Annotated in this window: 5 protein-coding genes; all 5 read right to left on the reverse strand. The window is 66.8% G+C overall.

Features of this window, described 5'->3' with window-relative positions:
- Positions 1 to 183: 183 nt before the first annotated feature.
- Positions 184 to 879 carry an ABC transporter ATP-binding protein gene (locus AC2H6A_RS17410; RefSeq protein WP_484274988.1) on the reverse strand — a complete coding sequence of 232 codons (696 nt, stop codon included), beginning with the start codon at positions 877 to 879 and terminating at the stop codon, positions 184 to 186.
- A complete protein-coding gene (locus AC2H6A_RS17415; RefSeq protein ID WP_484274984.1) occupies positions 879 to 1,628 on the reverse strand; it encodes an ABC transporter ATP-binding protein in 750 nt (249 codons plus the stop codon). The genes AC2H6A_RS17410 and AC2H6A_RS17415 overlap by 1 nt, the downstream gene beginning before the upstream one ends.
- Positions 1,625 to 2,914 carry a branched-chain amino acid ABC transporter permease gene (locus AC2H6A_RS17420; protein WP_484274985.1) on the reverse strand — a complete coding sequence of 430 codons (1,290 nt, stop codon included), beginning with the start codon at positions 2,912 to 2,914 and terminating at the stop codon, positions 1,625 to 1,627. Before AC2H6A_RS17420 ends, AC2H6A_RS17415 begins: the two co-directional genes overlap by 4 nt.
- Positions 2,911 to 3,858 (reverse strand): branched-chain amino acid ABC transporter permease, encoded by a 948-nt coding sequence (locus tag AC2H6A_RS17425; protein WP_484274986.1) that lies wholly within the window; start codon positions 3,856 to 3,858, stop codon positions 2,911 to 2,913. The genes AC2H6A_RS17420 and AC2H6A_RS17425 overlap by 4 nt, the downstream gene beginning before the upstream one ends.
- Positions 3,859 to 3,976: 118 nt before the next feature.
- Positions 3,977 to 5,227, reverse strand: coding sequence for a branched-chain amino acid ABC transporter substrate-binding protein (locus AC2H6A_RS17430; RefSeq protein WP_484274987.1), 1,251 nt, complete (start codon positions 5,225 to 5,227; stop codon positions 3,977 to 3,979).
- Positions 5,228 to 5,677 lie beyond the last annotated feature (450 nt).

Here is a 5,677-nt window from a genome sequence, read left to right on the forward strand (position 1 = left end):
GCCGGATCCGCCGGTTTTTCATCCATGAAAGCGACACCTCAATGAGACAAACCCTCCGAGTGTAAGCCGAGGTGGCGCCGGACGCGCGCCGCCGGTCGACGGACGGTGGCGGCTACCGGACTTGTCGGGGCGCGCGAGCCGACCCCGGGGGCCGGCATCACCACGCGGCCGCCCTCAGGCCACTCAGACCTCCAGCCACTCCTTGCGCACGCCGGCGTTGGCGTTCAGGGCAGCGGTATCGCCTTCGAACACGATCCGGCCGTGACCCATGACATAGAGCCGCGAGGAGATCCGCAGCGCGATGGTGAGCTTCTGCTCCACCAGCAGGATGGCCACGCCACGGCGGGCGATCTCGTCGAGCAGCGTGCCCACCTGCTCCACCAGCTTGGGCGCAAGGCCCTCGGTGGGCTCGTCGATGATGACCAGATCAGGGTCACCCATGAGGGTGCGGCACATGGTGAGCATCTGCTGCTCGCCGCCGGAGAGCACCCCCGCCGGGTTGTGGCGCCGCCGGTCGAGGTTGGGAAAGAGGCGGTAGACATCGTCGAAGGTCCAGCGCCCGAAGCGGCCGGCCTTCTTCATGCCGAGCTCCAGGTTCTGCTGCACCGACAGCGTGGGGAACACCTGCCGGTCCTCGGGCACATAGCCGATGCCGGCGTGAGCGATCTGCTCGGGACGCAGGCCCGCGATCGGCTGGCCCTTGAAGCGGATCTCGCCCTGCGGGGCGACCAGACCCATGATCGCCTTGCAGGTGGTGGAGCGGCCCACCCCGTTGCGCCCGAGCAGGCTGACGATCTCGCCCTGCGAGACCGTCAGGTCCACCCCCTGCAGGATGTGGCTCTTGCCGTAGTAGGCGTGGAGATCGCGGACTTCGAGCATCATGCGGCCTCGGTTCCGAGGTAGGCTTCCTGGACGGCCTTGTCGGCCCGGATGTTCTGCGGCACATCGCTGGCGATGACCTCGCCGTACACCACCACCGACACCACATCGGCCAGGCCGAACACCACGCTCATGTCGTGCTCCACCATGAGCAGGGTCTTGCCCTCGCTCACCGAGCGGATCAGCTCCACCGCATAGTCGGTCTCGCTGTGGCTCATGCCGGCGGTGGGCTCGTCGAGCAGGATGACCTCGGCACCGCCCGCAATGGTGATGCCGATCTCGAGCGAGCGCTGCTCGGCATACGAGAGCAGGCCCGCCACCAGGTCGCGCCGCGCCTTGAGGTTCAGGCGCTCGAGAAGCGCCTCGCTGGCCTCGTTGAGCGCCTTCTGCCGGCCCAGCAGATGCCATGACGAGTACTTGTAGCCGCGCGCCCAGAGCAGCCCGCAGCGGATGTTCTCGAACACCGTCATGCGCGGGAAGATCGAGGTGATCTGGAAGCTGCGCGACAGGCCGCGCCGGTTGATCTCGTGGGGGGGCAGCTGGTCGATGCGCTGGCCGTTGAGCGAGATGGTTCCGGAGGTGACCGGGAAGCGGCCGCTGATCAGGTTGAACAGCGTGGTCTTGCCGGCACCGTTCGGACCGATCACGGCGTGGCGTTGGCCCTTGGGAATGCTGAGGTTGACGCCGCGGATGATCTCGGTCTGGCCGAAGCTCTTGCGGACATCGGTGAGTTCGAGTGCCGCGGTCATCGCGCACCTCCGGCAGCCAGCTTGGCCTGCTCGATGAGTTCATTCCAGCGGGCCATGAAGCGGCGGCCCTCCCAGCGCAGCCACAGGCCACCGAGCACCAGCGCCGCGGCGGCCACCAGCCAGGGCTGGGCGCCGCCGGTGGCAACGGCCATGCCGCCCACCTTGAACTGCTTGCCCTGGGCCGCGCCGATGGTGGTGAACGAGGTGAGCTCGACCAGCAGCACGAAGCCGAAGAGCGTGAGCAGGACCGCCGGCAGCAGGCGAAGGTAGGGCAGCACCAGCTGCCCGAGCTGGCCCGACCGCGCGATCGGCCGATGCTCGGCCACGATGCCGACGATGCCGCCGGGGGCGTACATCACCATCACGATGAACAGCACGCCCACATAGAGCAGCCAGGCGTTCGACAGCAGGCTGACGCCGCTTTGCAGCAGCACCACCAGGATGGCGCCGATCACCGGCCCGAAGAAGCCGCCCACCCCGCCGATGTAGCTGGCCAGCAGCGCGGTGGTGGACTTGGCCGCACCCACCGAGTCGAAGGTGACGATCTCGTAGAGGATCGCGTAGAGAGCGCCCGGAATACCCGCGAAGAAGCCCGAGATGGCGAACTGGTAAAAGCGGATGCGCTGCGGGTCGTAGCCCACGAACTGCGCGCGCTCGAAGTTGTCGCGCTGGGCATTGGCCATGCGACCGAGCGGGGTCTGGGTGTGGAGCAGCATGAGCGCCGTGGCGATCAGCCCCCAGGCCACCACCAGGTAATAGACCTGCAAGGGCGCGCTGTAGCTGGCGCCCACCAGGCTCGCCTCGATCACGCGATTGGTGGTGATGCCGCCCTCGCCGCCGAAGAACCCCATGAACATCAGCGCTGCCGCAGCCACCAGTTCGCCCAGCCCCATGGTGATCATCGCGAAAGCCGTGGCCCGCTGCTTGGTGGCGAGGTAGCCGAACACGATGCCAAAGCCCAGCCCGGCCAGGCCGCCCACCAGCGGCACGAGTTCCATCGGGAACCAGATGCCGCTCGACTTGATGCCGTTGAGCAGATGGGCCGTGGTGTAGCCGGCCAGACCGAACAGGATGGCATGGCCGAAGGACAGCAGGCCGGCCTGACCCATCTGCATGTTGAACGACAGCGAGAAGATGATCATCAGACCGATCTCGCTGGCCAGGGTGAGCACGAAGCCCGAGTGACGCCCGGTGGACCAATTGTAGAACGCCCAGGGCAGGGCCACGAGCACCAGCAGCGCGATCACCCAGTAGCCGCGCTGCTTGCCGGAGAAGAGCGTGTTCATGTGTCGCGAGTCCCGAGAAGGCCGCGGGGGCGGAACCACAGGATGAGCACCAGCAGCGCGTAGGGCAGCAGCGCGCCGATGCGCGGCAGGGGCACGGTGAGCAACTCGGCAAAGGGCGTGGCGCTGGTCACGGTGAGTCCGAACTGCTTGAGCAGGTCGGCCACCGAGTAGTCGAACACCACCGCGAAGGTCTGGATCAGGCCCATCAGCAGGGAGGCGATGAAGCAGCCCAGCAGCGAGCCCAGGCCGCCGAAAACCACCACCACGAAGACGATCGGGCCCATGGTGAAGGCCATGGACGGCTCGGTGGTCTGGTAGTTGCCGCCAATCACGCCGGCCAGGCCGGCAAGCGCCGCACCGCTGGCGAACACCAGGGTGAACATGCGCGGCACATCATGGCCGAGAGCGCGGGCCATGTCGGGGTGCGTGAGCGAGGCCTGGATGACCAGGCCCACCCGGGTCTTGGTCAGTGCCAGCCAGATCGCACCGAACATCGCCGCGGAGATCAGCAGCATGAAGGCGCGGTAGGCCGGGAACTGCGTGCCGTAGACGCTGAACAGCGGGAAATCGAGCAGGGCCGGCACCCGGTAGGGCACCGGCAGCAGGCCCCAGGTCATCTGCACGCACTTCTCGATGATGAGCGCCAGGCCGAAGGTGAACAGCAACTCGGCCACATGACCGTTGCGGTGCACCCGCCTGAGACCCCACATCTCGATGGCCGCGCCGATCAGCCCGCACAGCACGGGCGCCAGCAGCAGCGCCCACCAGAATCCGATGACCTGACTGATCGTGTACGCGAAGTACGCGCCCAGCATGTAGGCGCTGGCATGAGCGAGATTGAGCACGCCCATCATGCTGAAGATCAGCGTCAGGCCGCTGGCCAGCATGAACAGCAGCATGCCGTACACCAGGCCATTGAGCAGCGAGACCAGGAAGACTTCCACGACACCGCCTCCGTGAAGCGATCGACACCGGCCGCGCCGGCGCGCGCACGCGCGCACGGGCGGTCTGGGCCCGCGCCTCGCAAGGCGGCGCCTTGCGCGGCGGGCGTTGGCCTTGGCCTTACTTCTGGGCCGGCCGCTTCATCTTGCAGGAGGTGGGGTGCTCGAGGTCCTTGGCGAGGATGGTCGCCGCGGTCTTCCAGCCCAGGCCGGTGCCCTCGGAGTCGTACTTGTTGCCCTTGGAGAACACGCCGACGAAGTACTCGGACAGGATCTGGTGATCGTCCTTGCGCATGACGGTGTCGTAGCCGAGGAAGTCCTTGCGGGCCATGCCCTCGAGCGCGAAGGCGATCTTGGTGGCATCGACCGCGCCGGCCTTGTTCACCGCAGCCTGCAGGTACTCGAAGATGGTGCGGAAGCCCGCCGCCGAGAAGTCGAACTTGTGCTTCTCGCGGAAGCCCTTGGTGAAGGCCTCGGCCTCGACATTCTTGATCTCGACCGCATGGTTCTCGCCGAAGGACATGATGGCGTAGACCTTGCCATCACCGGCCGGACCGATCGCGGTGGGGCCGCCGGCCAGGTGCGCATACATGGTGTAGTAGCGCAGGTCGGCGCCGGAATCGAGACCGGCCTTCACCAGCAGGTTCATGTCCGGGCCCCAGTTGCCGGTGAGCAGCGCCTGCGCGCCCGAGGCCTTGATCTTGGTGATGTAGGGGGTGAAGTCCTTGATCTTGCCCAGCGGGATGAGTTCATCACCCACCACCTGCAGGTCGGGCCGCAGCTTGGCCGCGAAGGCCTTCACATCGCGCTGCACCGACTGACCGAAGAGATAGTCCTGGTTGAGCAGGTAGATCTTGGTGATCGACTTGGGCAGCGCCCGGATCATGGTCTCGGCCTTCTGCGCCGCGTTCAGATCGAAGCGGAAGTGCCAGAAGCTGCACTTGTCGTTGGTGAGCTCGGTGGCCACCGCACCGCAGTTGATGTAGACGATGCGGTTGTCGGGGTTGCGGTCGTTGTGCTTTTCGATGCCCTCGATCAGCGCGGCGGCAATGTTCGAGCCGCTGCACTGCATGATGAAGGGCATGTTCTGGTCGGTGGCGTTCTTCAGCGCCAGCAGCGCGTCGCTGGGCTGGGACTTGTTGTCCATGGGCACCAGCTCGAACTTGCGGCCGAGCGCGCCGCCGCGCGCATTGATGAAGTCGATGATGTACTGCATCTGCTTCAGGTTGGCGTCGCCCACCTGCGCGAACGGGCCCGAGAGCGGATCGGTGTAGGCGATCTTGATGGTGGCCTGGGCCTGGGCCGGCGCGCTGGCCAGCGTGGCAGCAAGCCCGAAGACGGCGGCAGCCGCCTGCATGACGAAGCGTTTCATGGTCTCCCCCTGTGCGTTCCGTGTGGAATCTCTTGGTGCCCGTCTGGCGGGCAGATGCCCCCGCTTCTGCCGGGGTCTTGCGGCAAGATAGGCTGCGGCCGAGTCGTCGTGCAAGCGCGCAATCGGTCTCGCAGTCCGCGGCGTTTCGAATGTTGAAAGGCGGCACCGCGAGCAGGTCGGTTAGGCTTGGCATCCCGGCCCACCCTCCCGTGTGCCGTCCACCACCCAGAGTCCACCCTGAGCTCCGTCCCGCCCAGACACGCGGCGCCCGGCCCGCCGGCCGGCCGCGTGCCCGCCACGCCCCGCGCCGCCATCGCCTGGTACTACACCAGCGTGGCTGCCTTCATGGCGCCCTCGGGCATCCAGTCGGTGCTGCTCGCCTATCTGCTCGCCATCGAACTGCAGCAGCCGGCCGAGCGCTTCGGATTCACGCAGATGCTCGGCCAGCTG

This window comes from Quisquiliibacterium sp. (assembly GCF_982640115.1).